Origin of the sequence: Streptomyces macrosporus (genome assembly GCF_039533145.1) — a bacterium.
GTDB classification, from domain to species: domain Bacteria; phylum Actinomycetota; class Actinomycetes; order Streptomycetales; family Streptomycetaceae; genus Streptomyces; species Streptomyces macrosporus.
In genome coordinates this window covers 1-2,567 of sequence record NZ_BAAASZ010000039.1, presented here as the reverse complement: position 1 = coordinate 2,567, position 2,567 = coordinate 1, and the positions used below count along the sequence as shown (strand labels likewise).

Genomic DNA, 2,567 nt, shown 5'->3' with positions numbered 1-2,567 from the left:
CGGCCGCGCGTCCGCCGTTGACGCGACGTCCCCGTCCCGACGCCCTGCCACTGTCGTACGCCCAGCGCCGGCTGTGGTTCATCAACCGGCTGGACCCCACCGCCCACCTGTACAACATCTCCCTCTCGCTGCGGCTCCGCGGTGAGCTGGACCGGGCGGCGCTGGAGCAGGCGCTGGCCGACGTGGTCGCCCGGCACGAGAGCCTGCGCACCGTGTTCCCCGAGACCGAGGGACAGCCGCACCAGGTCGTCCTCGCCCACGGCACCGTTGCCAAGGACATCCTGCGCGCCGAGCGGACCACCGAGGACCGGGTCGGCGACGCGGTCGCGGCGGCGGCCCGGAAGGGCTTCGACGTCAGGCACGACATCCCGTTGCGCGTCACCCTGCTGGAAGTGGGCCCGACCGAGCACGTCCTGGTGCTGGTGTTGCACCACATCGCGGGTGACGCGTGGTCGCTGGGTCCGCTGGCGGCGGATCTGGGGGTCGCGTACGCGGCCCGGTGCCGGGGGGAGGCGCCCGGCTGGGCGCCGCTGCCGGTGCAGTACGCGGACTACACGCTCTGGCAGCGCGAGGTCCTGGGCGAGGGGAGCGATCCCGACAGCGAGATGTCCCGGCAGCTCGCCTACTGGAAGGAGACGCTGGCGGGTCTGCCGGAGGAGCTGGAGCTGCCCCGGGACCGTCCGCGTCCCGCCGACGGATCGCACCGAGGCGACCGCGTCCGGTTCGAGCTGGACGCCGGACTGCACCGCCGGCTGCTGGAACTCTCCCGACGCAGCGGTGCCAGCGTCTTCATGGTGCTCCAGGCGGCGCTGGCGGCGCTGCTGACCCGGTTGGGCGCGGGCACCGACATCCCCATCGGCACTCCGATCGCCGGTCGCACCGACGACGCGCTGGACGACCTGGTCGGCTTCTTCGTCAACGAACTGGTGCTGCGCACCGACACCTCGGGCGACCCGACCTTCCGGGAACTGCTCGCCCGGGTCCGGGAGACCGACCTCGCCGCGTACGCCCACCCCGACGTGCCGTTCGAGCGGCTGGTGGAGGAGCTGAACCCCGCCCGTTCCCTGTCCCGCCACCCGCTGTTCCAGGTCTGCCTGGCACTCCAGAACGTGGGCCGGGCCGAAGCCGTCCTGCCCGGAATCGCCATCGCGACGGAGCCCAAGGGCAGCGACCTGGCGCGGTTCGACCTGTCGTTCGGACTGAGCGAGCGCCACACCGACGACGGCCTGCCGGGCGGACTCGACGCCCATGCCGACTACTCGACGGACCTGTTCGACCGGCCGACCGTCGAGGCCATGGTCGCGCGCTTCGTCAGGATGCTGGAGGCGGTCACGGCCGATCCGGACGGCTCCATCGGCGACGTCGACATCCTGACGGCCGAGGAGCGGGAACACCTGCTGGCCGCCGGGAAGGGGCCCGAGAGAACCCGCGGGGCCGGCCTGCTCGTACCGGCGATGTTCGAGGCGCAGGCGAAGCGGACACCGGACCGAACGGCGGTGGTGTCCGGGGACGAGCAGCTGTCGTACGAGGAGCTCGACGCGCGGGCCAACCGGTTGGCGCGGGTGCTTCTCGAGCGGGGCGCGAGACCGGAGTCGGTGGTGGCGCTGGCCGTACCGCGGTCGCCGGAGATGGTGGTGGCGGTGCTCGCCGTACTGAAGTCGGGGGCGGCCTACCTGCCGGTCGACCTCGACTATCCGGCCGAGCGGGTGGCGCACATGCTGGCCGACGCGGAACCGGTGCTGGTGGTCACGGTGCGGGACGCGGTCGCGCAGCTGCCGGGAACCACGCGGCGGCCGGTGCTGGTGCTGGACGACGCGGACGTCGCCGCGGACATCGCCGGCCGGGAGTCGCGGGACCTGGACGCGGACGAGCGGACCCTGTGGGCGGGCCAGCCCGCCTATGTCATCTACACCTCCGGATCGACCGGAGTGCCCAAGGGCGTCACCGTCGACCACGGAAACCTGGCGGACTACGTGGCGACCGCGGCCGAGGAGTACCGGGGCGTGTCCGGGCAGGTGCTTCTGCACTCGTCCGTCTCGTTCGACACCACGGTCACCTCACTGCACGTTCCGCTGACGACCGGAGGCCGCGTCCGCGTCGGCCGGCTCGCCAACGACGGCCTGCGCGACCCGCTCACGCTGCTGAAGGTGACGCCGAGCCACCTGGGCATGCTGTCGCCGGCGGCCGGACACGCACCGAGCGCCGCCCAGGAGCTCCTGGTCGCCGGCGAGGCACTGACGTCCGAGGTGGTCGAGCCGTGGCGTTCGGCCCACCCGTCGTCGACCGTCTTCAACGTCTACGGGCCCACCGAGACGACGGTCAGCGCCCTTCAGTACCGGATCGACCCCGGAGCCTGTCTGCCGTCGGGCGGGGTGCCGATCGGCCGTCCGCTGGCGAACACGCGGGCGTACGTGCTGAACGAGCGGCTGGGGCTGGTGCCGACCGGTGTGGTGGGCGAGCTGTATCTGTCCGGCCCCGGGGTGGCGCGTGGATATGTGAACCGGCGCGGGCTGACGGCGGAGCGTTTCGTGGCCGATCCGTTCGGGGTGCCGGGGGCGCGGATGTAC

The 2,567-nt window shown here is 72.7% G+C and carries 1 protein-coding gene; it reads left to right on the top strand.

The features are described 5' to 3' along the window. Window positions 1-17: 17 nt before the first annotated feature. Window positions 18-2,567: non-ribosomal peptide synthetase (locus tag ABD335_RS26590; RefSeq protein ID WP_344328065.1), on the top strand; the 2,550-nt coding region annotated here is incomplete at its 3' end.